This is a genomic window from Cognaticolwellia aestuarii (assembly GCF_002000025.1).
Classification (GTDB): domain Bacteria; phylum Pseudomonadota; class Gammaproteobacteria; order Enterobacterales; family Alteromonadaceae; genus Cognaticolwellia; species Cognaticolwellia aestuarii.
The window spans coordinates 153,144-179,533 of the sequence record NZ_MUZV01000007.1 but is presented as its reverse complement, the minus strand read 5'-3'; the positions used below and the strand labels follow the sequence as shown (position 1 = coordinate 179,533).

24 protein-coding genes are annotated in these 26,390 nt (G+C 39.0%); 13 read left to right on the top strand and 11 right to left on the bottom strand.

Translation table 11 applies throughout. The features are described from left to right. The first annotated feature begins 51 nt into the window (after window positions 1–51). From epd to B0169_RS12380, 5 genes are all read left to right on the top strand, one after another. Window positions 52–1,071 (top strand): erythrose-4-phosphate dehydrogenase, encoded by a 1,020-nt coding sequence (epd, locus tag B0169_RS12400; protein WP_077286298.1) that lies wholly within the window; start codon window positions 52–54, stop codon window positions 1,069–1,071. A 76-nt stretch (window positions 1,072–1,147) separates the two neighbouring features. Continuing rightward, window positions 1,148–2,326, top strand: coding sequence for a phosphoglycerate kinase (locus B0169_RS12395; protein ID WP_077286297.1), 1,179 nt, complete (start codon window positions 1,148–1,150; stop codon window positions 2,324–2,326). A 275-nt stretch (window positions 2,327–2,601) separates the two neighbouring features. Beyond that, window positions 2,602–3,666 carry a class II fructose-bisphosphate aldolase gene (gene fba, locus B0169_RS12390; RefSeq protein WP_077286296.1) on the top strand — a complete coding sequence of 355 codons (1,065 nt, stop codon included), beginning with the start codon at window positions 2,602–2,604 and terminating at the stop codon, window positions 3,664–3,666. Between the two features lie 190 nt (window positions 3,667–3,856). Next, the gene (locus B0169_RS12385; protein ID WP_077286295.1) at window positions 3,857–4,687 is read left to right on the top strand and encodes a mechanosensitive ion channel domain-containing protein; all 831 of its coding nucleotides are present in this window, start codon (window positions 3,857–3,859) and stop codon (window positions 4,685–4,687) included. Further along, window positions 4,677–5,456: a DUF481 domain-containing protein gene (locus B0169_RS12380; protein ID WP_077286294.1), complete on the top strand. Its 780-nt coding sequence runs from the start codon at window positions 4,677–4,679 to the stop codon at window positions 5,454–5,456. Before B0169_RS12385 ends, B0169_RS12380 begins: the two co-directional genes overlap by 11 nt. 536 nt (window positions 5,457–5,992) lie before the next feature. On the opposite strand, the gene B0169_RS12375 is transcribed toward B0169_RS12380, so the two are convergent. Beyond that, a complete protein-coding gene (locus tag B0169_RS12375) occupies window positions 5,993–7,582 on the bottom strand; it encodes an isocitrate lyase (protein WP_077286293.1) in 1,590 nt (529 codons plus the stop codon). 342 nt (window positions 7,583–7,924) lie between these two features. Between B0169_RS12375 and B0169_RS12370 the strand changes: the two genes are divergently transcribed. The 5 genes from B0169_RS12370 to B0169_RS12350 all read left to right on the top strand — a co-directional run bounded on the left by B0169_RS12370 (window position 7,925) and on the right by B0169_RS12350 (window position 13,326). Continuing rightward, entirely contained in the window at window positions 7,925–8,863 is a 939-nt protein-coding gene (locus tag B0169_RS12370) for a LysR family transcriptional regulator (protein WP_077286292.1), read from the top strand. A gap of 16 nt (window positions 8,864–8,879) precedes the next feature. Next, window positions 8,880–9,248: a CidA/LrgA family protein gene (locus B0169_RS12365; RefSeq protein WP_077286291.1), complete on the top strand. Its 369-nt coding sequence runs from the start codon at window positions 8,880–8,882 to the stop codon at window positions 9,246–9,248. A gap of 8 nt (window positions 9,249–9,256) precedes the next feature. Then, the gene (locus B0169_RS12360) at window positions 9,257–9,976 is read left to right on the top strand and encodes an LrgB family protein (RefSeq protein ID WP_235838563.1); all 720 of its coding nucleotides are present in this window, start codon (window positions 9,257–9,259) and stop codon (window positions 9,974–9,976) included. 341 nt (window positions 9,977–10,317) lie between these two features. Continuing rightward, the gene (locus tag B0169_RS12355) at window positions 10,318–12,492 is read left to right on the top strand and encodes a malate synthase G (protein ID WP_077286289.1); all 2,175 of its coding nucleotides are present in this window, start codon (window positions 10,318–10,320) and stop codon (window positions 12,490–12,492) included. A 336-nt stretch (window positions 12,493–12,828) separates the two neighbouring features. Then, window positions 12,829–13,326, top strand: coding sequence for a hypothetical protein (locus B0169_RS12350; protein ID WP_077286288.1), 498 nt, complete (start codon window positions 12,829–12,831; stop codon window positions 13,324–13,326). A gap of 448 nt (window positions 13,327–13,774) precedes the next feature. Here the strand turns inward: B0169_RS12350 and B0169_RS12345 are convergent, their stop codons facing one another. Genes B0169_RS12345 through B0169_RS12335 form a run of 3 tightly spaced genes read right to left on the bottom strand, consistent with a single transcriptional unit; the run spans window position 13,775 to window position 15,983 of the window. Next, entirely contained in the window at window positions 13,775–14,719 is a 945-nt protein-coding gene (locus B0169_RS12345) for a hypothetical protein (RefSeq protein ID WP_077286287.1), read from the bottom strand. Between the two features lie 3 nt (window positions 14,720–14,722). Next, on the bottom strand, window positions 14,723–15,442 hold the full coding sequence (locus B0169_RS12340; protein WP_077286286.1) for a hypothetical protein: 720 nt from the start codon (window positions 15,440–15,442) through the stop codon (window positions 14,723–14,725). Further along, window positions 15,432–15,983, bottom strand: coding sequence for an RNA polymerase sigma factor (locus tag B0169_RS12335; RefSeq protein ID WP_077286285.1), 552 nt, complete (start codon window positions 15,981–15,983; stop codon window positions 15,432–15,434). Before B0169_RS12335 ends, B0169_RS12340 begins: the two co-directional genes overlap by 11 nt. Before the next feature lie 398 nt (window positions 15,984–16,381). Here B0169_RS12335 and B0169_RS12330 point away from each other — a divergent pair, with 398 nt between their 5' ends. Beyond that, window positions 16,382–16,663: a peptidylprolyl isomerase gene (locus B0169_RS12330; RefSeq protein ID WP_077286284.1), complete on the top strand. Its 282-nt coding sequence runs from the start codon at window positions 16,382–16,384 to the stop codon at window positions 16,661–16,663. A gap of 141 nt (window positions 16,664–16,804) precedes the next feature. Here the strand turns inward: B0169_RS12330 and msrQ are convergent, their stop codons facing one another. From msrQ to B0169_RS12295, 7 genes are all read right to left on the bottom strand, one after another. Continuing rightward, complete coding sequence (gene msrQ, locus B0169_RS12325) at window positions 16,805–17,443, bottom strand: protein-methionine-sulfoxide reductase heme-binding subunit MsrQ (RefSeq protein WP_235838562.1); 639 nt, start codon at window positions 17,441–17,443, stop codon at window positions 16,805–16,807. Further along, window positions 17,443–18,447, bottom strand: coding sequence for a protein-methionine-sulfoxide reductase catalytic subunit MsrP (gene msrP, locus B0169_RS12320; RefSeq protein WP_077286283.1), 1,005 nt, complete (start codon window positions 18,445–18,447; stop codon window positions 17,443–17,445). The genes msrQ and msrP overlap by 1 nt, the downstream gene beginning before the upstream one ends. 97 nt (window positions 18,448–18,544) lie before the next feature. Continuing rightward, window positions 18,545–18,907 (bottom strand): glutaredoxin family protein, encoded by a 363-nt coding sequence (locus tag B0169_RS12315; RefSeq protein ID WP_077286282.1) that lies wholly within the window; start codon window positions 18,905–18,907, stop codon window positions 18,545–18,547. Between the two features lie 52 nt (window positions 18,908–18,959). Continuing rightward, window positions 18,960–19,511 carry a DUF2058 domain-containing protein gene (locus B0169_RS12310; RefSeq protein ID WP_077286281.1) on the bottom strand — a complete coding sequence of 184 codons (552 nt, stop codon included), beginning with the start codon at window positions 19,509–19,511 and terminating at the stop codon, window positions 18,960–18,962. A 142-nt stretch (window positions 19,512–19,653) separates the two neighbouring features. Then, complete coding sequence (locus tag B0169_RS12305) at window positions 19,654–21,909, bottom strand: xanthine dehydrogenase family protein molybdopterin-binding subunit (protein WP_077286280.1); 2,256 nt, start codon at window positions 21,907–21,909, stop codon at window positions 19,654–19,656. Window positions 21,910–21,911: 2 nt separating this feature from the next. After that, window positions 21,912–22,382, bottom strand: coding sequence for a (2Fe-2S)-binding protein (locus tag B0169_RS12300; RefSeq protein ID WP_077286279.1), 471 nt, complete (start codon window positions 22,380–22,382; stop codon window positions 21,912–21,914). Window positions 22,383–22,461: 79 nt separating this feature from the next. Further along, a complete protein-coding gene (locus B0169_RS12295) occupies window positions 22,462–23,097 on the bottom strand; it encodes a nucleotidyltransferase family protein (protein WP_077286278.1) in 636 nt (211 codons plus the stop codon). Between the two features lie 266 nt (window positions 23,098–23,363). On the opposite strand from B0169_RS12295, the gene B0169_RS12290 reads away from it, so the two are divergent. Further along, window positions 23,364–25,799, top strand: a complete 2,436-nt coding sequence (locus B0169_RS12290) for a penicillin acylase family protein (RefSeq protein WP_077286277.1) — start codon at window positions 23,364–23,366, stop codon at window positions 25,797–25,799. Between the two features lie 8 nt (window positions 25,800–25,807). Beyond that, entirely contained in the window at window positions 25,808–26,191 is a 384-nt protein-coding gene (locus B0169_RS12285) for an MAPEG family protein (RefSeq protein ID WP_077286276.1), read from the top strand. Window positions 26,192–26,390: the final 199 nt, after the last annotated feature.

Below are 26,390 nucleotides of genomic sequence, written 5' to 3'. Positions count from 1 at the left end.
CACATTAAATCCGTACTGTACTCAACATAGAACGCTATAAATCAGAAATATATGTCAATTAATATTGCAATAAATGGCTTCGGCAGGATCGGCAGAAATGTTGTTCGTGCGCTATATGAGAATGCCAGAAACCATGATTTTAAGTTAGTCGCTATAAATGAACTTGCTGACCCCGAAGGTATCGCACACTTATTAAAATATGACTCTACCCATGGTCGATTTTCATTTGCGGTGCAACAAGACGGGGATACATTATTTATTGCTGGTGATGAAGTCGCACTTAGTCATGAAGCCGACATCAGCAACTTGCCATGGCAACAACATAATGTTGACATCGTTATTGATTGTACTGGCATTTTTGGCACTCAAGCTGACGGTCAAGCGCATATCGAACAAGGTGCAAAAAAAGTGCTTTTTTCGCATCCTGGAGCACAAGACTTAGACGCAACCATTATTTATGGTATCAATCATCAGCAACTTACTGCCACAGATGAAGTGGTATCAAACGGCTCTTGTACAACCAATTGTGTTGTACCGGTAATTCAAGTTTTAGATAAAGCCTTTGGTGTTGAAAGTGGTGCAATAACGACGATTCATTCATCAATGCACGATCAACAAGTTATCGACGCATATCATCCTGACTTACGCCGAACGCGCGCAGCAAGCCAATCAATAATTCCGGTTGATACTAAGCTTGCGGCAGGTATTGAACGCATTTTACCTAAGTTTGCCGGTCGCTTCGAAGCCATCGCTGTTCGCGTACCAACTATCAATGTCACCGCGATGGACTTAAGCTTAAATTTATCAAGCGACGTAAGCATTAACGATATCAATCAAGCTATTGTCGAAGCACAAAATAATGGTTTAGCGGGTATTTTAGGTTATACCACTGAGCCGTTGGTTTCTATTGATTTTAACCATGATCCACATTCGTGCATCGTTGATGGTAATCAAACCCGTGTCAGCCATAAGCGCTTAGTTAAGTTACTAATATGGTGCGATAACGAATGGGGATTTGCAAACCGCTTACTCGACACTGCCTTAGCTATGGCTATGACAACGGTAAAATAATTCGACACAAGATCATCAAAACATTACATTATTAAAATTTACTTAACAGTTAAACTTCTACCAACAGGGAATAAACATGTCAGTAATCAAAATGACCGACTTAGCATTAAGCAACCAACGAGTGCTAATTCGTGAAGACTTAAATGTGCCAGTTAAAGATGGCAAAATCACGTCTGATGCACGTTTAAGAGCGGCTTTACCAACACTAAAACTCGCTTTAGAAGCCGGTGCAAAAGTCATGGTAATGTCACATTTAGGCCGCCCAATTGAAGGCGAATACAATCCTGAATTTTCTTTACAGCCGGTAGCTGATTACCTTGCAGCCGCGCTGAATGTGCCGGTTCGTTTAGCAAAAAGCTATTTAGATGGCGTAGAAGTCAACGTTGGTGAGTTAGTATTATTTGAAAACATTCGCTTTAATGAAGGCGAAAAAAATAATAACGACGAGTTATCTAAAAAACTCGCGGCCCTTTGTGACGTATTCGTCATGGATGCTTTTGGCACCGCTCACCGTGCACAAGCCAGTACCCATGGTGTTGCAAAGTATGCCCCAACAGCGTGTGCCGGCCCATTATTAGCGGGTGAGTTAGCTGCATTATCAAAAGCACTTGATAACCCTGCCCGCCCATTAGTTGCTATTGTTGGTGGCTCTAAAGTTTCCACTAAGCTTACCGTTTTAGACTCGCTAGCGGGTATTGTTGACCAGTTAGTTGTTGGTGGCGGTATTGCTAATACCTTTATTGCTTCACAAGGCCACAACGTGGGTAAATCTTTATTCGAAGCAGACTTAATTGATGAAGCAAAACGTCTAACTAAACAAGCTAATGACAACAACGGCTCAATTCCAGTGCCAACAGACGTTGTGGTTGGCCAAGAATTTTCTGAGACAGCTCAGGCAACATTGAAAAATGTCAACGAGGTTGCCGATGGCGATATGATTTTTGATATTGGTCCAGACAGCGCAAAAGCCTTAGCAGAAATTATCGCTAATGCTGGTACTGTAGTATGGAATGGCCCCGTTGGTGTATTTGAGTTCGACCAATTTGGCCAAGGCACTGAAACCATCGCACGCGCTATTGCTGATAGCAAAGCGTTTTCTATTGCCGGCGGCGGTGACACATTAGCGGCGGTTGATAAATATGGCATTGCTGAGCAAGTATCCTATATTTCTACTGGTGGTGGTGCTTTTCTTGAGTTTTTAGAAGGCAAAAAATTGCCTGCAGTAGAAATTTTAGAAGCCCGAGCAAAAGGCTAATTCACTTTTAAACAATAAGCTGACAGCAATAGCTCTATCATTTTGCTGTCAGCTATTAATACCATGTAGGATTTAATTTACTTGCTATTATATGACCCATTAGCAAAGAAAGTTGAAACCTCATTTAAAAATTATGTTGCTCAGGGCGATTAGGTATTTTTTCTAGTGCAAATTACCAAATCCATCTGATACAATTACGATATGAAAGCGTTAAGTTTCACAGTGAAACTTATGCAAAACAATTTTACCATTATTATAATCACAGGAGTTAGTTCATGGCTTTAGTTTCTATGCGCCAAATGTTAGATCATGCCGCCGAAAATGGATACGGTATCCCTGCCTTTAACGTTAACAATTTAGAACAAGTTAGAGCCATCATGCTTGCCGCTAATGAAACCAATAGCCCAGTGATCCTTCAGGGCTCAGCAGGCGCTAGAGCATATGCAGGTGCACCATTCTTGCGTCACCTAATTTTAGCGGCAATCGAAGAGTTCCCTCATATTCCTGTCGTTATGCATCAAGATCACGGTACATCACCAAGTGTTTGTCAACGCTCAATTCAGTTAGGCTTTTCATCTGTAATGATGGACGGTTCACTTATGGATGATGGCAAAACCCCTTCAAGCTATGAATACAATGTTGATGTTACTCGACGTACCGTTGAAATGGCTCATGCATGTGGTGTGTCAGTTGAAGGTGAATTAGGTTGTTTAGGCTCACTAGAAACTGGTGAAGCTGGTGAAGAAGATGGTATTGGCGCTGTTGGTAAGCTTACTATGGATCAAATGCTTACAGACCCAGAAGAAGCAGCTGATTTTGTACAAAAAACTCAAGTTGATGCCCTAGCTATTGCTTGTGGTACATCGCACGGCGCTTATAAATTTACTCGCCCACCTACTGGCGATATTTTAGCTATTGACCGCATTAAAGCTATTCATAACCGCATTCCTAACACGCATTTAGTTATGCATGGCTCTTCTTCTGTACCACAAGACTGGTTAGCCGTTATTAATGAATTTGGCGGTAAAATTCCAGAAACTTACGGTGTGCCTGTAGAGCAAATTCAAGAAGGCATCAAAAATGGCGTACGCAAAATTAACATAGATACTGACTTACGCTTAGCTTCTACGGGTGCTGTTCGTCGTTTCTTAGCCGAAAACCCAAGTGAATTTGATCCACGTAAATTTTTGAAGGCATCAACCCAAGCAATGTCTGATATTTGTAAAGCGCGTTACGAAGCGTTCGGTACCGTTGGCCAAGCATCAAAAATCAAACCTATTTCTTTAGACAATATGTTTATGCAATATGCCAGTGGTAAATTAGACGCTATAATTAAATAAATATTTTAATTAGCTAACAACAAATTTATTTTAAAGGCGACCTTAGGTCGCCTTTTTAGTTTTCTACATTTCTCTCAATATGCCAATTGTAAGCTAGGCCAATAATTTCCATCTTGCGATGAACAATTTAATGTCATTTTTTTTCATGTTGATTATAATTCAGCCTTTAAAATAGCTTTTAAGGTAAAAAATGGATATAGCTCAAAACTGGCTTATAGATAATCAGCAAATGTTAATAGATTTTTCCATCAAACTACTTGTCGCTTTAGCAATCGTTATCATAGGTAAATTTATTGCTAATATGGTACGTAAAGGTGTCGTAAAGGTGATGCGTCACAAGGGTATGGATGATGCGATAATTTCATTCATCAGTAGCCTGCTATACGGTATGTTATTCTTTATCGTGATTGTTGCGGCAATATCACATCTAGGTTTTAACACCACCTCATTAGTTGCTATCGTTGGTGCTGCTGGTTTAGCTATTGGTTTAGCACTTCAAGGTTCGTTATCAAACTTTGCATCAGGGGTATTATTAATTGTATTTAAGCCATTTAAGTCTGGCGATTTTATTGAAGTATCAGGTGTTACCGGTATTGTTGAGAAAATATTAATTTTTTCAACTGAGTTAAGAACTGGTGATAATAAAACCGTTATTATTCCCAATGGCTCTATTACTAGCGGCACTATTACTAATTACTCAACAAAACCAACAAGAAGAATAGATTTGATTATCGGCGTGAGTTATGATGCCGACCTCGCGAAAACTAAAGCACTTTTACACAAAGTTGTCAGTGCCGATGAACGCGTATTAAAAGATCAAGCGATCACTGTTGGTGTTTCAGAACTAGCTGATAGCAGTGTTAATTTCGTAGTAAGACCTTGGGTTAAATCTTCTGATTACTGGCCTACTTACTTCGATTTACTTGAAAAAATTAAAACTGAATTGGACAACGAAGGCATCGAAATCCCATTCCCACAATTATCTGTTCATATGAATAAAGAGGAAAAAAATGAGTCTTAAGTTAATATCAGCCGCGTTGTGTTGTGTTTCACTAGCAACAGTAGCAGAAGAAGCAACCACACAGAAAGAAAAATCACCATACACTGCATCAGCAGAATTAGGTATGCTTTTCAAAACCGGTGATACCAACAGTGCAGATGTTAAAGCAGGCTTTGATTTTGCTCACGAAGAAGCGGCTTGGAAATCAACGGTACAACTGGATCTTTTAGTTAAGAAAAGTGATCAAGAAGATGAAGAAGGCGAAGAGCACTTCAACACTAGTGATCAAAAGTGGACGCTAGTAGGTCAAACTAACTATACACTTGATAAAGCTAGCCCAAATTACATTTATGCTAATGTTTCTTATGAAGACAACCGCTTTAGTAGTTTTGACAACCAGAGCTCAATTTCAACGGGTTGGGGTCGTCGTTGGTTCGAAACAGAGAAAGCAACCTTAGATGCTGATATTGGTCCAGGCTTTAAGCGCGATGTTATTCGTCAGACTGACACCCAAGATGAAGAAACTAAATCATCTTTTATCGTTCAGGCACAAGCATTGTACACTCGCCAAATCAATGAACATGTATTGTTTAAACAGTTATTAGTAGCAAAGTACTCACCAAAAAGTGACGAAAATAGTACTTATAAAGCTAAAACTTCAATTTCAACAAAGTTAATTGAAACATTACAACTGAAGTTCAGCATTACTTTGGATTACAATACCGAAGTTGATGAAGACAAAGAGAACTTAAATACTGAAACAGCAATGACTTTAGTGTATAGCTTCTAATTTTTCTTTACTAAATACCTCATCACTAAATAGTGAATACAAAAGCCAGTGGAGTTGCTCTTCTGGCTTTTTTAATAGCTACAGTTATTGAAAAGTGCTGCGTTAGACTCATCAAGCACCATGCTCTAAAACACACTCACTACTATAGCGCATTAACTTCAGCTATATAGCAAGAGCTGTACTCGTGACACCTAAGTCTCATTGTTATGCTGGCTACTTATAGTTAACCTGAACCCTGGATAATGAGTGCCTTATAAAGTAAATCAATAATTTAGATGGTAAAGCAACTACTTATCCGAGTTCGGATTAGTTACTGTCTATAACAATTATTTCTAATCGTTTCTTGGCCATTTACCGGCGCACCTTAGCTTTACTAATTACTGCAACTCAGAACGACTATTAAGATCTAATAACCGTATTAAAGCGTTATATTACTCGCCTATGTCACCTGAAATAAAAAAAGCCCTACTTGAATCAGTAGAGCCTTTTACTTTGGTTGGAACTTGTTTAACAAATGATTAGTTTGTCATAAATTTTTAACTAAATTGATTAGAAGTATTTTTTGCACCACCTGCTTTTAAGGCATTCTCACCGGCAAAATATTCTTTATGGTCATCACCCATATCAGAGCCTGACATGTTTTGATGTTTAACACAGGCAATACCTTGGCGAATTTCTTCACGTTGAACATTTTTAACATAACCAAGCATAGCTTGTTCACCAAAGTACTCTTTCGCTAAGTTATCAACAGATAATGCTGTTGTATGGTAAGTCGGCAATGTGATTAAATGGTGGAATACATTCGCTTCACGTGCAGTATCAGCTTGGAAAGTACGTGTACGTTCATCAGCGATAGCTGATAGTTCAGTATCGTCATACTCTGCACTCATTAAGTTAGCACGGTCATAAGCAGAAACGTCTTTGCCTTCTTCAACCATAGTATCGTAAGTCTGTTGACGGAAGTTTAGTGTCCAGTTGAAAGATGGTGAGTTGTTATAAACAAGTTTCGCATCTGGGTGTACTTTACGCACGTCATTCATCATGCCTGCAATTTCGTGAACGGTAGGTACTGCTGTTTCAATCCATAGCAGATCTGCACCTGCATTTAGCGCACCGATACAGTCAAATACACAGCGCTCATGACCTGTACCTTGACGGAACTGATATAAACCAGAAGGTAAACGCTTAGGACGCACTAGCTTTCCATCTCGATTGAAGCATACATCGCCTTCAGCCATATCTGCTACGTCGATTTCTTCAACATCGAGGAAAGAGTTATAAATATCACCAGAATCACCTGGCTCTTTAACAACAGCAATTTCTTTTGTTAAACCGGCACCTTCAGAGTCAGTACGCGCAACAATAATACCGTTATCAATACCTAGTTCTAGGAATGCATGGCGTAGCGCACGAATTTTCGCGTGAAAGTCTGCGTGAGGCACCGTAACTTTACCATCTTGGTGACCACATTGTTTTTCATCGGCAACTTGGTTTTCAATTTGCAAAGCACAAGCACCAGCTTCGATCATTTGCTTAGCCATTAAGTAAGTTGCTTCAGCGTTACCGAAACCAGCATCAATATCAGCAACAATTGGTACGACATGCGTTACATGATTATCAATTTGATCTTGGATTGCTGCTTTTTCGCTCTCAGTGGTTGCCGCATCTAATTGGCGAAACAAGCCACCCAACTCTCGAGCATCTGCTTGGCGTAAAAAGGTGTAAAGCTCAGCAACTAAAGAAGCTACGCTAGTTTTTTCATGCATAGATTGATCAGGAAGCGGACCAAACTCGCTGCGAAGTGCTGCTACCATCCAACCTGAAAGGTATAAGTAACGACGATCTGTTTGACCATTAAAGTGTTTCTTAATTGAAATCATTTTTTGTTGGCCAACAAAACCATGCCAACAACCTAACGATTGAGTGTATTTAGTTTTATCAGCATCAAAAGCTGCCATATCTTTTCGCATGATATCAGCAGTGTATTGGGCAATTTCTAGGCCTGTTTTGAATCTATTCTGCGTTCTCATGCGAGCTACTGATTCAGGATTAATAACATCCCATGAACTGCCAGCTTTCTCTTTGATTGCTTTAACTGCTTCTATTGCACTTTGATAATTAGACATATTACTTTCTCCAAAAGTCTTAACTGACAGTATTTATAATTTTGGTGATGTAACCGCTTATGAAAGCTGTCACACCGAGCAACACAAATACTAAACCAGCAACTATAAATAAACAAAATATATAATTAATATCCCTATCATTCACAATAAAAATAGTGGTGTATTAACTCTAAACGCTATTAGAAAATTATTAAGTTATTTCAATAGTTAATAATATTTAGTTTTAATAAACTCACCATAATATTAGTTCAATTTATTTATTTTTTTGCCAAATTTACTTGATTATCACTATAAGCCATGACATATATCTAGGTTATATTTTTGTTCAAGATTATTAATTTTATGAATATCTCAAAAATCGATTTAAACCTACTGATTTATCTTGATGTTTTGCTTAGAGAGAAAAACGTTACGCGTGCCGCAGGTCAGCTAAATATTACCCAACCAGCGATGAGCAATGGCTTAAAACGTTTACGAACATTATTTAATGACCCAATACTCGTGCGTACTTCTGACGGTATGGTGCCAACCGAACGTGCTCGAGCTCTGGCACCCGCTATTCGTAAAATTTTGTTAGAGCTAGAGGAAGCATTACAAGGCGAAGAGGAATTTAATGAGAAAAACAGCCATCGTGTTTTTCGCCTAATGGCCAGTGACTATGCCGCATCTACCTTGCTACCAAAGCTATTAAAACGCATCAATCAAATAGCGCCTAACGTCACCATAGATATCATGACGCCTAGTGATGTTACTTTTCATGATGTTGAGGCAGGCAAAATTGACATGGCTATCAATCGCTTTGACGAGTTACCACAGTCATTTCATCAAAAGACTATTTGGCGAGATTCATTCTCTTGCTTATTAAGTGCCGACAATCCCGTAGTGTCAAAATTTAATCTCAATACTTACTTGAGTGCAAAGCATGTTTGGGTATCTAAAACGGGTTTTGGTGTGGGTGTAGGTATGGACCCTAAAGATGTGCAAAAGCTAGGTTGGGTTGATGAAGCATTAGCACGCTTAGGTAAAAAGCGTGATATTAAGGTTTTTACCCGTAATTATCATGTTGCCATGCAGCTAGCGTTCGAAGATGAATTAGTTGCAACATTACCAACACGGGCAGCATTAATTCATAAAAATGACAGCAACTACACCATACTTAAACCCCCTTTCGATATTCCTGATATAGAACTAAAAATGATCTGGAGCCCGTTATTACATCATGATGCCAGCCATATTTGGTTTCGACAGCTAGTTATTGAAGCTGCTAACGAAGGTCCGTAAGGAAGATTAAGCAATTGTGAGCGCATTCAATAAAAAAGTAATTAATGTACTGTATAGTGTTTTTGCAATTTTTAGTTGCCTTGCTTTAGGCAAGCTTTGCTCGTATGTAGCGCCGGTATTGCCCGGTAGTTTATACGGGCTCATTATCTTTACTCTATCATTACATTTTCGCGTATTCGATGCTGATCGTATTAAAAGTACTGTTGTTTGGTGCTTAAAACATATGGGCGTATGCTTTGTTCCTGCTGGTGTTGGTATTATCAATCACTTTGATTTAATCAAACAGTTCGGTATTGCAATCGTCCTCATTACCTTTGCAACAACCTTTATATTACTTACGCTAGTTGGGCTTCATTATCAGCGTTGCCTCGCTGAAGAGGAGTAAATACCATCATGCTTACGGAGTTACTCAGCGCTCACCTGCTCTCATCGATTATTGCCGTTGTTGCTACCATTGTATTATTTCAGTTTATTGCCGTATTCCAACGAAAGCTTAATGCTATTTGGCTTCAGCCCATGCTATTTAGTATTTTAGCTATTATTGCTATTTTGCTTTGGCAAGATATAAGTTTCGATAACTATTTCTCAAATGCATGGTTACTCAATGCCTTACTCGAACCAGCCGTTGTTGCTTTAGGCTTTCCACTTTATCAGCACTTAGAAACCATCACGCAACAGTGGAAAAGCATTATTTTAGTGTTATCAATTGGCGCACTTATTGCCATTATCAGTAGCTTTATCATTACCATGTTAATTATTGGGGATTACACTATTGCCGTGGCACTATCACTTAAATCTATTACTACACCAATTGCTATTGCTATTGCTGGTCAGCTAGATGGTAATACCGCTATTACTGCCTTTGCAATTATCCTTGCCGGCTTTTTTGGTGCCTTAATAGGACCACGTTGGCTGACTTATATCAATGTTAGATCAGCAAAAGCTCAAGGCTTAGCTATTGGTGCGGCAAGCCATGCTATAGGCACAGCTACGGTGAGTAATATCAGTTACGAACATGCAGCTTATAGCTCTTTAGCCTTAATTGCTTCAGCAGTTATCACCGCGATAACCAGCCCGTTTATTATTAATTTTTTAGCTTCATTGTTACAGTAAGTAAAGCGCTTAGAAGCAATCAAAAATAACTTTTTCGGTATCCGTTGATTTAAAAAGTATCACACAACAAAAATTCACATGATGAATACCAAGAATAGAAACAAACAATAGCATGAATAAAAGTAGTTAACTGTAAGAACAAAAAAAATTTAAAACTTAATTAACAATAAGTTAAATATAAAACTAAATTTATTGCATGAATGATGGGATAAAAATAATATTGCTCACCTCATCACAGCTATTGCATCTGGCAGCCAATATTTTTACATTGCAGTTATCAGTTTTTCGATAAGATGTTAAACCCAGCAAACAGTCTTCCAAACTTTCAAAATAGGTGTCATATGACAACAAGAATTTCAATCGCAAATTTACAAGTTGCGGAAACATTATATAACTTTGTTAACAAGCAAGTTCTTCCTGGCACCACCTTAGCAGTGGAAAAATTTTGGACAGACTTTGCCAAATTAATTAATGATTTAGCTCCGAAGAATAAAGCTTTATTACTTAAGCGTACGGTATTACAGGAAAAAATAACTGCTTATCATCAGGCGCATCAGGCGAAAAATTTCGAATTTAGCGATTATAAGCATTTTTTAACTGACATTGGTTACCTTGCGGCACCGGTTGATGATTTTAGTATATCAACAGATAACGTAGATGCTGAGTTGGCTACAATGGCTGGACCACAGCTTGTGGTGCCGGTGATGAACGCTCGCTTTGCTTTAAATGCGGTCAACGCTCGTTGGGGCAGCTTATATGATGCTTTATATGGCTCAGATGTTATTTCTGAGTCAGGCGGTGCAGAAAAAACAAAAGCTTATAACCCTGCTCGTGGTGCTAAAGTTGTTGCATTTTCTCGTGACTTTTTAGATCAAGCTATCCCGTTAATTGATGGCTCACACCAAAATGCTCAAACTTATCACATTCAAGACAATGCGCTTGTCATTAAACTAGATAATGGCAAGAGCACTGCCTTGGCAGAATCCGCTTCATTTATCGGTTTTAATGGCGAAGCAGCTAAACCAAGTGAGCTTGTTTTTAAACATAACGATTTACATTTTATCGTGCAATTTGATGCAAGTAACCCAATTGCCCAGAGTGATATGGCCGGTATAAGTGATATCGCAATGGAGTCAGCACTTACCACCATAATGGATTGCGAAGACTCTGTTGCCGCTGTTGATGCAGAAGATAAGGTCATTGCTTATCAAAATTGGTTAGGGTTAAACCAAGGCACTTTATCTGAAAGCTTTGTTAAATCAGGTAAACAACAAACACGCACAATGCACCAAGATAAGCACTATCAAAAACTTGATGGTACGGTAGGAAAACTAAAAGGCCGTAGCTTAATGTTCGTGCGCAATGTTGGCCACCTAATGACCAACAACGCTATCCTTGACCAGCACAACAATGAAGTACCAGAAGGAATTATGGATGCTGTTATTACTTCATTAATTTCAACATATGATGTCAATCAGCAAAATACACTGCGTAACAGTGATAAGGGTTCGGTATATATTGTAAAACCTAAAATGCATGGTCCAGAAGAAGTCGCTTTCGCCAATGAATTATTTGATCGTGTCGAGGATCTCTTATCATTACCACGCAATACCCTAAAAATGGGAATAATGGATGAAGAGCGCCGCACCAGTGTTAACTTAAAAGCCTGTATTTATGCAGCCAAAGAGCGTGTTGTTTTTATTAACACCGGCTTTCTTGATAGAACAGGTGATGAAATTCATACTTCTATGTTTGCTGGCGTCATGGCAAGAAAAGCAGATATTAAGTTAACCAAATGGATCTCTGCATATGAAGACAATAACGTTGATATTGGCCTTGCTTGTGGTTTTAGCGGCAAAGCACAAATAGGCAAAGGCATGTGGCCAATACCTGATCAAATGGCTAATATGTTAGCAACAAAGATTAACCATGTCGAAGCAGGTGCGAATACGGCATGGGTACCATCACCAACCGCAGCAACATTGCACGCGCTACACTATCATAAAGTTAATGTTTTACAATTACAGCAGCAACTTAAAAACCGTACACCTGCCAATGTTGATGATATTTTAACGATACCATTGGCAGAAAATACCCAATGGTCTGAGCAAGAAATTTCTGACGAACTAGATAACAATTCACAAGGTATTTTGGGTTATGTAGTACGTTGGATAGATCAAGGTGTAGGTTGCTCAAAAGTGCCTGATATTAACGACGTCGGATTAATGGAAGATCGTGCAACCTTGCGCATATCAAGCCAACATATGGCTAACTGGTTACAACATAATATTTGTACTGCAGAGCAAGTGATAACAAGCATGAAAAAAATGGCAACCATTGTTGATCAACAAAACAAAGATGATGATCAATACCATGCGATGTCTGATAACTTTGACACCAATATCGCTTTTCAAACTGCATTAGCCTTAGTGTTTCAAGGCCACGAACAGCCTAACGGCTACACTGAGCCTTTACTGCATAAGAATAGACTTTTATTTAAAGCACAAACTAAGTAGCTAAGTAACGGCCTATGCTCATAATTGTTTTGAGTATAGGCCTATTTGCCAGTCATATTCCGCCCTATTTCAACGAGTAAAACTGTTAATAATTCTTGCCCTTTGCGCAGCTAGGTTTATCGCCAATATATAATGTAAAACCACCTTCTACTCATTAAATACCCTTGAACTACGACAAGTGCGGATCATAATATCGTTATTTATCTGATAAAATACACCGCTGGTCTTATTGCAGTCGCGTAAAGTCAAATTCCAACCTATATTGCTTTGTAACACAATGATACAATAGCTATATCATGGAACGATATAACATGGATATTTGATGAGGAATACAAAATGATCAGACCCACTAAGCTGAATTTAGTTGGCTCTATTTTTGTTATCTTGGGCTTACTGAGCTCAATTGCCCACGCCAACACAGAAGTTAAAACAAAAGCACAATATGCTTTTGTTATACATAGCGCTGTAAACCACATAAGTGTTATGGCAAAGAATATTAACGTCAGCTACAGTCCCACTAGCGTAAACGCTAATCAGCATTTATTTTCGCAACACTCAAAAAAACCTTTGTTAGGTATTCAAGTGACTGACTTTACAAACCTAGTCCCGAATAAATTTGAAAAGAAAAATTCTTTTTTTGAGTTTGCCGCTAAATTTAACGACAAATTACAACAAATATTGGCTTATTTTGATTTTTCAGCTAAAAGCACTGTACGAGATAGTGAAGTAATTAATACTGAACAAGCAAAAAGAAAAATTCACTTAAGTAATCAAAACAGTATTTTGCAGTTGCAACTACCATTGAAGCAAGACTGTAACACTCGTAAAAACTAAGCCCTGAACGGGTAATGTTTCTCATAAAAAAAGCCGCTTACTGCGGCTTTTTTACTTATTATACCCAAACTACTTGAAAATGCAGGATTCAGCAAGTCGAAAAAGGGTTAGCACCAAGGCATTGATTGAAAGGAATGGTTGTTCCATTGTTAAAATCAATAACGCCGGAGATGACCCTTTATCGACTTGCCCTAAGGGCGCTAAGCTAGAAAACCAGTGCAGCGTTGCATACATGGATGTATGTACTTAGCTTTTGTCTGGAGCAAAAAAGCTGTGCAGCACTTGATAAGGTTCCCACAGGGATGTGGGGCATTAGGATAATGCAGGAGCTATTATCGAGGATAACCATTATCTGCGTGCTGTGCCTTGCGCTGATTTCCTAGCTTAACGCTGAAACTGCATTTTCAAGTGGCTTGGGTATAAATCATAGCTGAGTTAAATATCAGCATTAAAATTGATAAACTTGCGCTTTACTCATCAGCTTTGACGCGGTAATTTTGTCAGCTGAGCAGCTAGCGATATCTTCTTTACTAAAAACTAAAATATTGTCTTTATATCGCCCCATTGACTTGGCACCAGCCGACTGCAGAATAAGACTCACATGTTCATTTTTAGGTAACGCTTTTAGGCCATTACCATATAAACATAGGGTTTCGGTCAATGTTACCGCTAATTGCTGATAGTATTGCGAACGCTCTTTATTTCTTTGTGCTTGCTCTGCCTGCTGCTTAGCAACAACTTGATGAGTTAATTTTGTCATTTTACGCTGATTAGCTTTTAATGTTTCTTCTTGCTCTGTCAGCTGGCTTAGTTCCTGTTTAAGCTCAGCTTTACGTTCATCGCTCGCTCTTGTAAGTTGATAGTTTAAATCTCGCTTTTCACGTTCAATGTCTCTTAATTCATAGGCAAGTTCTCGCTGCTCTTCTCTTAGCTCTCGAGTTTTATCACGATTACTTTCAAAAACTTCCATCACTCTTTCATAGCCCACTGCCGCAGACTCTAATGCTTGTGTAACCGTTTTATTAACATCGATATCATATTTTTCATGAAAGTCTTGGTTCACTTCTGGTGCAATTGGCGCTACTGGCATTTCAGGTAGTTCAGGCATAGAAAAATTAAAGTTATAATGCCCCCATTGACGATCACCAGCTGCCGAGCTAATAGTAAAGACCACGCCCTGACCACGTAAATACGTACTTTGAATACTATTAATTTTAGACGACTGGCGTGCTGACTCATCTGTTACTGACGATTTAATAATGTCACTCATTATTGAGAGTTGTTTATGCATATCCGCATACTTTTCTGTACTCTGCTCAACAGCAAAGGCAGCCCCTGACATCAGTAAACAAGGTATTACTAGCGTTGATGAAAATAACTTAAATTTGTTCATACTTTACTCCTCAGCAGTCCAATCAGCAGGTGTACGTTTTATATCACCCTGTTTTAATCCATAACCTTTCACATTATTTTGTTGATAGGCTTTATGGTATTTAATCGCTTGTTCGAGCTCTTGATATTTAATTTTTTGCTCAAGTAGATCGTCTTTTCGTTCGGCATTAATATATTGTATAAAGTCGCTAATATCTTCTTTACGCTCTTGGCGAGAAACCCCCATAATATAACTAGCAAGTTGTAAGTTATTATCTTGCTGCTTTACCTTGATATCAGCAGCGTAGTTGGCCAACAACACTTGCTGCTCTTGCGCAAAACGTTGCAACTTGACATCAACCAACGCCGCTATTTTTTCATCTTGTAAGTTGCTATTAGCCCCTGCAAAACTTAATACTATCGCTTCGTTTTGTATCACTAATTCAACTTTAAATAACACTAATGCAACTGCAAGGATGGAAAATGCCATTGACAATACAGGCAAACCACGCCATTGCCAGAAAGTGACTTTGTCATTGGTAAAAGCGCTCGCACGATCCCATGCGGGTACCGATTGTTCACCTGACATACTCACTTGATGCTCAATGGCATCAACAGTATTTTTACGCTGTTGCCATAGGGTTTCATGTGTTAAATCGCCGTCATCGACTTGGCAATCATCTGACTTGCCATCAAGCCAGTTAGCAAACTCTTGCTCTTGCCTTAGCTCATCTTTATTTGACATGGTCTAACTCCAAATGATCTTTTAATTTATCTAAAGCGCTATACAAACGAGATTTAACTGTATTTACTGAAATCCCCAACTGCTGTGCTATGTCATCAAAAGTGCAATGCTGAAAAAATTTTAACTCCACGACTAACTTTTGATTAATAGGTAATATCTGCAACGCTTGAACTAATATATTCGCTTGTTGGCCAGAAAACAGCTGAGCCTCTGGGCAGCCATCATTCGTGTACTCTTCTTGCTCGGGTACATCATCTAATGACTGGGTCGGTTTTTTTCGACGATAAAACTCAATACAACGATAATGTGCAATTTTAAATAACCAACCTTTAAAAGGGCTATCACCTCGAAATGAGGCTAAATTACGAAAAACAGCCATAAATACATCTTGCATTAAATCTAAAGCATCATCAGGGTTACTGACCATACGCAAGGTATAGTTATACAAGTTTTTTTCATATCGTTTCACTAAGGTAACCCAAGCTGATTTTTTCCCTTTCAGCGCTTGCTTTACTAGCGTTTCATCGCTTCGTTCAAACACTCGGCATCCTATTTTATTAAGTTAACTGACTCTTATATATTAAAAGTAGTGTTGGGTTGGTAAATAGTTTGAAAATTATAAATTATTTTCTAAAACAGCCGATACCAAGGTGTTTTTTAATCATTAAACCCTATCACATTACTATACCTAGCTTACCAATCGCTTATATTTATTCCCCAAAAAATCTACACCGAAGCTTAGTTTGGTATTCATTATCAACAATAAAGTCGAGTAACCTAGGCTAGAAACTCAATATTGCACAACCTTCTAAATGTTAAAGTTGTTATGACACGGCTAACCGTGAAATTTTCAGTAACATAATTTACTTTCAAGCTATTCTATTATTAAAAAAAATACGCTACAGTCCTCATTAAATCTAACAGCGAATAGGAAATATAATGGTCACAGCATCTGCACGCCATATTTTGGTTGACACTGAAGAGCAATGTCTAACATTAAAGCAACAAATAGAAGCCGGTGAAGACTTCTCAACCGTAGCAAAAGAGCATTCAAACTGCCCTTCTAAAGCACAAGGTGGTGCACTTGGCTCTTTTGGTCGTGGGCAAATGGTACAAGAGTTTGATGAAGTTGTTTTTTCTGCCGCATTGAACCAAGTACAAGGCCCTGTTAAAACGCAATTTGGCTATCACTTATTAGAAGTAACAGCGCGCAGCGAATAACACGCTGCTTTACAACGAAGTAAAAACAAACCTTTACTATCAGTAGCAGTAGCAACAAAAAAGCGAGGGTTTATGCCCTCGCTTTTTTGTTGCTACTGCTACTTCATACTAAATAAATTTACTCTGTTTATAGCGAGGTAGTTACGGTTTAAACCAACGCTTAAATTTTTCTTTTCGTTGGCTTAACAAGAAAAGCGCAATAACAAAGTACACTCCTGGCTCAACAATATCGGATTTAACCGACCAAAAAAAATGCAGCGCTATTAATAACAAGGCCAGATAAACCCCGTTGTGTAGCCTTTGCCAATTCTTAGCCATTTTTCGTTTCAATGAGCTCAATGATGTAACAGCTAAAGAAAACAGAATGATCAACGCAGCCATACCAACAGTAATGTAGGGTCTATCAATAATTTCATTAAAAAATAATGCCAAATCAAATTGCACTTCAAAAGCTAAAAAGCTCAGCAAATGACAAAATGCATAAGTAAAACTATATAAGCCAAGTAATCGCCTAACTTGTAAAAAGTAAGCTTGACGATATTTTTTTGCTAAAGGCATGACCACCAGCGAAAGCAACAGTAGATTAAAAGCCCCCATACCAGTAAAGTGAATAACTTCTTTTACCGGATCGGCGCCAAGCTGATCACTAAATGCCAACACATAAAGTGCCATTAAAGGTAAAAAAGACATTAAGTGAATAGCTATCTTAAGTAATAACACCCGATGTGCTAAAAAAACTGTTTTCAAAGACACTTTATTCGCTACAACATTTGTTCGCACTAATAATACTTCCTTAGGTCCATATTTTTATACATTTGTGCTACTTCTTCACCATAGCCATTAAACGGTAGTGTTTCAATACGGTTACGGGCAAATAAGCCACCGGTAGTGATACGCCTTTCACTTGCTTGACTCCAACGGGGGTGATCAACGTCAGGGTTAACGTTGGCATAAAAACCATACTCATGATCAGCAAGTCGATTCCATGTTGTTGGAGGTTGCTGTTCAACTAACTTAATGCTGACAATAGATTTAATGCTTTTAAAACCATATTTCCAAGGCACGACTAACCGAATAGGTGCCCCGTTTTGTGCGGGTAATGTTTTACCGTATAAACCTACACTCATTAAAGTTAACGGATTCATGGCTTCATCAATACGTAAACCTTCAACATAGGGGTATTGCACACCACCGCCTATACGGCGACTTTTTTGACCCGGCATTTGTTCAGGATCATATAAGGTTTCAAAAGCAACATATTTTGCTCGCGAATTTGGCGCTGCTTTTTTAATTAGGTCCGCTAATGAAAAGCCAACCCAAGGTACCACCATCGACCATGCCTCAACACAGCGAAGGCGATATATTCGCTCTTCGAGTGAGAAGCTTTTGAATAAATCGTCGTAGCCTAAGGTATAGGGTTTATCAACTTCACCAGAAATACTTAATTGCCAAGGATTAACCTTAAAGCTTTGTGCATTTTCAACAGGATCGCCCTTCGCTGTGCCAAATTCATAAAAATTATTATGTGAAGTCACTTTAGCTTCAGGGGTTAATATTTCTGTAGATTTTTCTGCTTGCTTAAAGTTCAAAGCTTGGCGTTGAAAGACCTCTGCACTTTTACTGCTGAAAAAATCTAATGGACTCGCATTAGCGGATTGGGCAAGTAAACTACCTGCACCTAGGAAGCCAAGTTGCTTTAAAACTTTGCGTCGAGCATGATAAATTGCTTCATCAGTGACTTGTTGTTCTGATAGTTGATAACTTTTTTTAGTTTTAATTAACATTTTTACCTCTAACCGAGCTAATTATCTTAGATAAATAGACCCAAGAAGAGGCAAAAAAATTCTTAATAAAAGCGAATGGATTAATTAACCATTATCATTAACGGGCAAACTTCTCTAAATACTTAATAATATCGCCAGACTCGTATAACCAAGTAACCGACTGATCTTCATTAACTATTTTTAAACATGGTACCGTTCTTTTACCACCTTCACGAATCAACTCTTCTCGATATTCTTCATGTTGATTAATATTACGTATTTCAATGTTTAAACCAAAACGCTTCATTGCACGACGAGTTTTTACGCAAAATGGACAAGCAGGTAATTGATATAAGCTCAAATGTGCGGTGCTAGCATCAACTTCTTTTTGTAATTGCGCTGAACGCTTAGGCGCACTTGGCGAAAATATAAAATTTAATAGCAATATTAAACGGCCAATTGGCCAACGAATTAAAAACATAATTGTACTTGTGCTCACTGTTAAGTTAATAAATTAGAATATGTGACGAACATTACCACATTAAATCATCAGGAATTTGAAACTCTGCATAAGGGTCATCATCAGAAACAACTTCATCAACAACTTTAGTATTTTGCACTAAAATAACCTTTTCATCTAAACTAGCCACTTTTTCAGCCGTCTCTGTGGTCACAATATAGGTTGTATCTTCAACACCACACAAAGCTAATCGGCCATTAACTAAAGCTTTATGCGTTATAGCATCAACAAATAATTTTTTAATTTTATTATTAAAAGTATAGTTATATTCTGCTTCACCATTGACGTTGGTTACTTGATGATGCTGCAAAATTTGTAAAATTCTTAATTGTTGCTCTTTGGCTAAAAGGGCTTGTTTTTTCTCATTATTTAAAGCGATATCACGGGCCAACTTTTCTTTTTTCGCCAGCTCAAGATCTTGCTTTACTTGTTCTTGCAAGCTACTTTCAACATTAACGCCACTACGCTTTTGCTTGCCTTTTTTACGCTTATCACTATTTGCTTGTCGTGCTTTTTGCTTGGTAGTTAAACCTGCTTTTAGCAACTGCTCTTGTAACGATGCCATTTTTTATCCTATGGGACGAGGTTCTATATTGGCGCTATTTTATCAGGTCATTTACGATATTACAGCACCCAATAAAAAAGCAGCTTACATTGCTGCTTTTCTATTCTTTACAACGTATTTAATCACACGTTAACGCTTGTAGCTAAACAATACCATATTGTTTTAGAGGTAACTCTCTATAACGCTTACCGGTAGCATTAAAAATAGCATTACATATAGCGGGAGCTATTGGCGGTACACCTGGCTCTCCAACACCACCAGGAGGGGCATCACTGTCAATAATTTCAACATGCGTAGTTGGTGCATCAGCAAATCGTGCAATTTGATAATTATCGAAGTTATTTTGTTCAATCACACCATTTTTCGCGGTAAGTTCACTATAAAAGCTATACGATAGGGCAAAAATAGCTGCGCCTTCCATTTGCGAACGAATACGTTCTGGATTTACGGCTAAGCCACAATCAACTGCCATCCAAACATCATCAACGCTAATTTTTCCGTCACTGTTTTCTGAAACCTCAACGATACAAGCAACATAACTAACGAAGCTGCGATGCATAGCAATACCTAAACCATGCCCTTTAGGTAATTTTCTGCCCCACTTTGCCATAGCACTAACTTTTTCAATTACTGCTTTCATACGCGCTGTATCAACAGGGAATTTTTCAAGTGTTTCGCCGTAATTTCCATACTCGGCATTTTCAAGAGAAAAATCTATTTTTCGATCTTTACCTAACATAGATAGTAAATGATCTTTGCTATCTAACCCTTTGGCATGTGCAATTTCATCGACAAATGATCCTATAGCAAAGGCATGATTAATGTTAGTAACCGAGCGCATCCAACCGATACGAGTATGCGCAGGCGCTTTACCAGCAGCACAACTAACATTAGCGATATCAAATGGCATGTCAATCAAACCTAAGTTAGCTTCTGTAGCAATTAAATCCGCCCCTTTACTGAATGTGGAGCCAATTGGAGGCTCTGCAACATGATGTTGCCAAGCGATGACACTACCCGAACTATCAAGGCCTGCAGCAAGTTTTTGATAGCTTACCGCATGATAAAAACCGTTCTGAATTTCATCTTCGCGTGTCCACATAACTTTTATTGGTACGTTCAACTGCTTAGACAGTATAGCGGCTTCAACAACAAAGTCTGGCTTAGACTTACGGCCAAAACCACCACCTAATAACGTCACATTAATATGAACATCTTCTACAGCAACACCAGTGCTTTGTGCAACAGATGCTTGTGCTGATTGTGGTGTTTGTGTACAAGCCCAAATATCGAACACGCCATCATGAAAATGTGCAGCTGCCGCTGGTGGTTCCATAGGTACATGGATTAATTCTGGCACATAGTATGAAGCATTAAGCACTTGCTTAGCCTCAGACAAGGCTTTACTTACATCACCTTTAGTACGTAAAATTTTTGCAGGTTCATCACAACTTTTTGCTAGAGCTTTTTTATATTCATCACTATTGTAACTTTGGTGCTTACTTTCATGCCACTGTATTGCCAAGGCTTCACGGCCTTTAATAGCAGCCCAAGTGTTTTTAGCAATAACAGCCACCCCACCTAGCGGTTTAAAGACAACAGGCTCTGTTAAGTCAGGTAACTGCACCACAGCAATTACGCCAGCAATAGCTTTAGCAGCCTCAGCATCGAAAGATTTAACTTTGGCACCTAATACCGGCGGCCTTGCTACAACAGCATATTGCATGTTGTCTAATTCAACATCAAAGCCATAAGTAGTAGCACCAGTAACTATTTTTTCGCCATCAACCAGTGCAACATCGGATTTACCGATGAAATTAAAGTCTGCTTTAGCTTTTAGTTTCAATGATGAAGTTTCAGGTAATGTTAACATGCTGGCCGCTGTTACTAAGCTTCCAAAAGATAACGCTCGGCCTGTTTTTTCATGAACAATAGTATTATTTACTGCAGAAGTTTCATTTACATCTACTTGCCATTGATTGGCAGCAGCTTGCTGCAACATCATGCGCGCTGAAGCGCCAGCTTCACGCAGTGGTTGATAAAATCGTCTTACAGAACGAGAGCCATCGGTGTTTTGACTGCCATATTTTTTATCACCTAAGCCTTGTACAACGGCTATTTTTTGCCAATCTGCACCCAATTCATCAGCTACGATCATCGGAATACTGGTTCTTATCCCTTGACCCATTTCAGAACGGTGCACAACAATGCTAACGATATTATCTGCGCCGATTTGCACATAAACATTCGGAGCAAATTTTTCTGTACCCGCAACGCCTGCTAACGCTTTTGGAATCGTCAGCATTGACGGCAACTGTACACCTAGCACTAAAGCTGTAGAGCTAATGCCGAGTTTCTTTAGAAAACCTCGACGACTAACATTTTCAATCTGTTTCATGGTTAGCTTCCTTTTACTTCAGTGGCTAAATCTGCAGCATGATGGATCGCTTGCTTAATACGTTGATAAGTACCGCAGCGACAAATATTGCCACTCATGGCAAGCTCGATATCTTGATCATTAGGCTTAGCATTACGCTCAAGTAACGCCACAGCCGACATAATTTGTCCTGATTGGCAATAACCACATTGAGCAACATTTAATGCTTGCCATGCTTGTTGTACTACATGTTCGCCCTGCTTAGAAAGCCCTTCAATAGTCGTGATTTTTTGCTTAGCAACCGCCGAAACTGGCGTTATGCAAGCACGAATAGGTTGACCATCAACGTGGACAGTACAGGCTCCACATAAGCCTTTACCGCAACCGTATTTAGTACCGGTGTATTTTAAAATATCTCTTAATGCCCATAATAATGGCATATCGCCATCATCGTTGAATTGATGCGCTTTACCATTAATGGTTAAGGTGATCATGCAATCGCTTCCTTCTTAGTTTATTAAGCGTTGTTTATTACGTGCTATTTTATTAAATGTCATTTTGCTGACGCAATGATTAAACGTCAATTTGCATCTTCATATGAGCTAATTGCTCTGGTGTGTCTATATCAACAAAGGCATGTACTAACGGCACCTTTAATAATAACTTTTGGTATTTTTTTAATAACGGTCTTGCACCTTGTTGCCCAGACAATTGCGTTAATTCGCAGAAGTAGCTTTGCGGAAATACGACAGGCGGACCAAGTTTTTCATTGTTCATGGTTTCTTCAGAACCCGGTAATTGCGCAACAACAATAGCATGATGCTGCGCTTGCCAATAGCCTTTGTGTCGTATCAAGTCGGCAGCCGTTAATTGCCACTGATCGACTAAAACGATCATAACCGCTTTAATTTCAGAGGGAAGCGCTTTCACCCCAGCAGCAATTGATGACGCCATACCGTCCGACCATTGGCTATTAATAATAGTATTGATTGGTAAATGGTCAATATGACTTTGTACTTGCTCAGCATTAAACCCTAAAACACAATAAACATCTTTCGACACTGATAGCGCTTGCTCAAGTTGAACTTCAATTAAGCTTTTACCGTCAATAGGCAGCAATTGTTTCATCTGACCTAAACGTGCTGACTGTCCTGCTGCAAGCACCATTATGGCACAGCGATCATTTAGCGGCTTTACTAGCACCGTCATATAATACACATCATTAACATTGCTGAAGCTAGTTCATACATCAACCGTATGACTCCATATTATTATTACTGAAAATCAAATGACTACATAGTTACTAATATTGTAGCTAATATCAAACCAAGTTAACCATAGCGCATTAAAACCTCAACGAAATAAATGTAAATAAAAATGAATAGTTAGGCTAAATTAATCACCAAAGCGAGATTCAAACAACAAGAGTTTTCAGGTACTCTACAAACACGCTATTGTTACCTTGCTAATAACTGATGAAACATTTGAAAAACACCCTACTCGTCATATTTTTTATGCTGCTTTTAGTATTTGCTACCCTAAGTACTTGGGTTTATAGCCAAATCGACAGTGCCTTACCACAATTAGAGGGAAAACGGACACTTTATGGTTTATCAACCAGCGCCACCATAGAGCGTGACCAGCAAGGTATAGCAACAATTAAGGCTGATAATCGCCTAGACTTGGCAATAGCGACTGGCTTTATTCATGCCCAAGAGCGTTTTTTTCAAATGGATTTACTGCGTAGAAATTCTGCTGGTGAACTGTCAAGTTTATTCGGCGAGGCAGCAATCGCTTATGATAGTGACATTCGTCGTCATCGTTTCCGAGAACGTGCTAGTGCGATAGTAGCACAGCTGGCAAAAGCCGATTTAGCATTAATTAAAGCGTACACTCGCGGGGTAAACCAAGGTTTAAAATATCTTAAAGCAGCACCTTTTGAATACCTATTGTTACGTCAAGAACCCGTTGAATGGCAAGAAGAAGATACGATTTTAACCGTACTTAGCATGTACATTGATTTACAATATCAAGACGGTAAACGTGAGCGTACACTGGGCTTATTACAGTCGACACTAAGTCCTGAGGTATTTGCATTTCTAAATCCTAAAGGCAGTCGCTGGGATGCCGCCATAGATGGCAGTAAATTTCCATCATCGCCATTACCTAAAGCTCCCTGGCCTTCTGCATCTAGCGAAGACCTGGCCCGCTTACTGACTCATCCACAGTTTACCCCATCATTAATTAACCCAATACCTTCAATACTCACCAGAGAAAAAACACTTCAAAGCGAAGAATTTCCAGGTTCAAATAATTGGGCCGTTGGCGGTGCGATCAGTTCAACGGGTAGTGCTATTGTTGCTAATGACATGCACTTAGGCCTTAGAGTACCTAATATTTGGTTTAGGGCTTCTTTTGAGTATAAAACTGCTAATAACAGCGCTGTAAAAGTTACCGGTGCGACACTACCGGGCACCCCTAATATGATTATTGGTAGCAATGAACATATTGCTTGGGGATTTACTAACAGTTACGGCGATTGGAGCGATATTATTGTGCTTGAAACAACGCCTGACAAAAAGCAATACTTAACCCCCGATGGTTACCAAGACTTTATCAAGCACAAACAAATTATCGCCGTCAAAGGTCAAGATGCGGTAAATATTACCGTTACCGATACCATTTGGGGACCAGTGATAGGTGAAAATGCCGCAGGTGATTTATTAGCATATCGTTGGATCGCACATGACAATGCAGCGGTTAATCTCGCCATTACTGGTTTAGAAACCGCTAAAAATGTCGAACAAGCTTTTGCTATAGCAGCAAGCACCGGCATGCCAGCACAAAATTTAATGGTTGGAGACAAACAAGGTAATATTGGCTGGACCATTATGGGACCTATACCAGTGCGCAGTAAAGCCTTTGGTGAAACACCTACCTCCTGGGCTAATGGCGAGAATCAATGGTTGGGGCTTCTACCTGCGGTAGATTACCCTAAGCATATTAACCCGAAAGATGCCCGTTTATGGACCGCAAACTCTCGAGTTGTTGGAGGTGAAATGCTCAACAAAATAGGTAACGGTGGTTATGCCATTGGCGCGCGATCATCACAAATAAAGCACAACCTTAACGCTAAAGCATCATTTGATGAACAAGCACTACTCAATATAGCCTTAGATGACAGCGCCAAGTTTTTATTACCTTGGCAGGCGTTTATGCTATCTGAAGTTCTCACTGAAGAAATGTTAGCTAAACATAGCGATTGGCAGGAAGTAAAAAACATCATAGATATTGATAATTTATCTGCTAGCACTGATTCTGTGGCTTATCGATTGGTGAGAAATTTTCGGTTAAACATTAGAGATCAAGTCTTCGAAATTTTTAATGAGAATATGACAAAACTTGATGCGGGCTATAGCTTCAGCACTATTCGTCATCAAATAGAAACGCCGTTATGGCAACTCGTGAATCAACAACCAGATAATTTCCTTTGGCGACAACATGAAAGTTGGCAAGCGCTATTTGCAGCCAGCCTTGAAAAAACCTTAGCGCAAATGACAGCATCAACAACACTTGCCAACGCAACATGGGGCAAACAAAACATCAGTAAAGTACAGCATCCATTAAGTCGTGCGGTACCCTTTATTGGTCAATGGTTAGATATGCCTGAAGTCGAATTACCTGGTGATAGTTATATGCCGAGAGTACAAGGCAAGTCATTTGGTGCATCGCAACGTATGGTAGTCTCTCCAGGACACGAAGAAAATGGCATTTTTCATATGCCAACTAGCCAATCAGGTCATCCTTGGAGCCCATATTACGGCGTCGGACATGACAGTTGGGTAAAAGGTCAAGCAGGAAACTTCCTACCGGGCCCAAGTCATTACAAACTCACTCTACTCAGTTATTAGGAAAAAATATGACCACGTTAATTATTTGTTTATTTATCGCTGCACTTTTACCACTGGTTGCCAAAGTACCGGTGGCATATGCAATGCATAAGTTGGGACGTTACAACAATAACCACCCGCGAGCCCAACAAGCAGAGTTAACTGACTTTGGTGCGCGAGCTTTGGCAGCACACCAAAATGCCTTTGAAGCATTGATTATATTTGCGCCCGCCGTATTATTGGCAATAGCGACAAAAAATACAGGCACCGTTATCGAACAGCTTGCTATTACCCACGTTATCGCAAGAGTACTTTATAATATTGCTTACTTAATGGATATTGCGACTATTCGCTCATTAATCTGGGCGGTCGGTATGGTTAGTGCTTTAGCCATGATTTTTCTTTGTCTATAAGTACATTGCTACGTTCATGGGCTTAAACTTTTTCTTTGGCTTTAAATACAAATAGGCATAAAGAAACGGTTGACTATTGCAACAGGGTAGATACAGTAAAGCTATGCAAATGACAAAATTTAACTTTTTCTTTAACACTTTCTTTCTCTCAGTTATCTGAGCGAGCTTTGGGTTTTGGCATTTATAAAAAAACCTCCTA

Excerpts from the sequence above, each read along its gene's own strand:
- B0169_RS12380 (WP_077286294.1), top strand. The coding sequence starts at position 4,677 with ATGAGTCTTAAGTTAATATCAGCCGCGTTGTGTTGTGTTTCACTAGCA.
- B0169_RS12350 (WP_077286288.1), top strand. The coding sequence starts at position 12,829 with ATGATCAGACCCACTAAGCTGAATTTAGTTGGCTCTATTTTTGTTATC.
- B0169_RS12285 (WP_077286276.1), top strand. The coding sequence starts at position 25,808 with ATGACCACGTTAATTATTTGTTTATTTATCGCTGCACTTTTACCACTG.
- B0169_RS12330 (WP_077286284.1), top strand. The coding sequence starts at position 16,382 with ATGGTCACAGCATCTGCACGCCATATTTTGGTTGACACTGAAGAGCAA.
- msrP (WP_077286283.1), bottom strand. The coding sequence starts at position 18,447 with ATGTTAATTAAAACTAAAAAAAGTTATCAACTATCAGAACAACAAGTC.
- B0169_RS12345 (WP_077286287.1), bottom strand. The coding sequence starts at position 14,719 with ATGAACAAATTTAAGTTATTTTCATCAACGCTAGTAATACCTTGTTTA.
- B0169_RS12370 (WP_077286292.1), top strand. The coding sequence starts at position 7,925 with ATGAATATCTCAAAAATCGATTTAAACCTACTGATTTATCTTGATGTT.
- B0169_RS12310 (WP_077286281.1), bottom strand. The coding sequence starts at position 19,511 with ATGGCATCGTTACAAGAGCAGTTGCTAAAAGCAGGTTTAACTACCAAG.
- B0169_RS12295 (WP_077286278.1), bottom strand. The coding sequence starts at position 23,097 with ATGACGGTGCTAGTAAAGCCGCTAAATGATCGCTGTGCCATAATGGTG.
- B0169_RS12290 (WP_077286277.1), top strand. The coding sequence starts at position 23,364 with ATGAAACATTTGAAAAACACCCTACTCGTCATATTTTTTATGCTGCTT.
- B0169_RS12375 (WP_077286293.1), bottom strand. The coding sequence starts at position 7,582 with ATGTCTAATTATCAAAGTGCAATAGAAGCAGTTAAAGCAATCAAAGAG.
- B0169_RS12385 (WP_077286295.1), top strand. The coding sequence starts at position 3,857 with ATGGATATAGCTCAAAACTGGCTTATAGATAATCAGCAAATGTTAATA.
- B0169_RS12355 (WP_077286289.1), top strand. The coding sequence starts at position 10,318 with ATGACAACAAGAATTTCAATCGCAAATTTACAAGTTGCGGAAACATTA.
- B0169_RS12340 (WP_077286286.1), bottom strand. The coding sequence starts at position 15,442 with ATGTCAAATAAAGATGAGCTAAGGCAAGAGCAAGAGTTTGCTAACTGG.
- B0169_RS12395 (WP_077286297.1), top strand. The coding sequence starts at position 1,148 with ATGTCAGTAATCAAAATGACCGACTTAGCATTAAGCAACCAACGAGTG.
- B0169_RS12300 (WP_077286279.1), bottom strand. The coding sequence starts at position 22,382 with ATGATCACCTTAACCATTAATGGTAAAGCGCATCAATTCAACGATGAT.
- B0169_RS12315 (WP_077286282.1), bottom strand. The coding sequence starts at position 18,907 with ATGTTTTTAATTCGTTGGCCAATTGGCCGTTTAATATTGCTATTAAAT.
- B0169_RS12305 (WP_077286280.1), bottom strand. The coding sequence starts at position 21,909 with ATGAAACAGATTGAAAATGTTAGTCGTCGAGGTTTTCTAAAGAAACTC.
- epd (WP_077286298.1), top strand. The coding sequence starts at position 52 with ATGTCAATTAATATTGCAATAAATGGCTTCGGCAGGATCGGCAGAAAT.
- fba (WP_077286296.1), top strand. The coding sequence starts at position 2,602 with ATGGCTTTAGTTTCTATGCGCCAAATGTTAGATCATGCCGCCGAAAAT.
- B0169_RS12360 (WP_235838563.1), top strand. The coding sequence starts at position 9,257 with ATGCTTACGGAGTTACTCAGCGCTCACCTGCTCTCATCGATTATTGCC.